Source organism: Parafrankia sp. Ea1.12 (genome assembly GCF_900465275.1).
Lineage (GTDB): Bacteria > Actinomycetota > Actinomycetes > Frankiales > Frankiaceae > Parafrankia > Parafrankia soli.
This window is the reverse complement of sequence record NZ_UBIZ01000025.1, coordinates 1-550: the sequence shown is the minus strand read 5'-3', so window position 1 is coordinate 550 and position 550 is coordinate 1. Positions and strand designations below refer to the sequence as shown.

Below are 550 nucleotides of genomic sequence, written 5' to 3'. Positions count from 1 at the left end.
AGACGCCATCAGGATCGCCCGAGCGATGGTCTAGCTCGCTCGGTTACCGCAGGCCCCGGATTGGAAGGTGGTCCCCGGTCACGCATACGCGATCCCCGCACCCCCGCCCTCTCGGGTGGGCATGCGGGTTCCAGAACCCGGCGCGTCTTGGCCGGTAGATGGTGTTGAACCCCCCGGGGCCCTGGTGCTGTATGGCACCAGGGCCCCTCGATGTGTCCCGAGAGGCGCGATGACCCCTGAACGCACACGCAAACCGGCCCACAGTCTCGACGACGACGACTACCCCGCCTACACCATGGGCCGCGCAGCCGAGATGCTCGGCACCACGCCTGCCTTCCTGCGGGCCCTCGGCGAAGCCCGTCTGATCACGCCGCTGCGCTCCGAGGGCGGCCACCGCCGCTACTCCCGCTATCAGCTGCGGATCGCCGCCCGCGTCCGTGAACTCGTCGATCAGGGCACCGCGATCGACGCCGCCTGCCGCATCGTCATCCTCGAAGACCAACTCGCCGAAGCCCAGCGGCTCAACCAGCAATCACGCCAACTGACAACC

Annotated in this window: 1 protein-coding gene; it reads left to right on the top strand. The window is 68.5% G+C overall.

Annotated elements, in window-relative coordinates; all coding sequences use genetic code 11:
• Nucleotides 1-229: 229 nt before the first annotated feature.
• Nucleotides 230-550 (top strand): MerR family transcriptional regulator (locus tag FMEAI12_RS00115; RefSeq protein WP_112104552.1); only part of this gene is annotated, 321 nt, incomplete at its 3' end.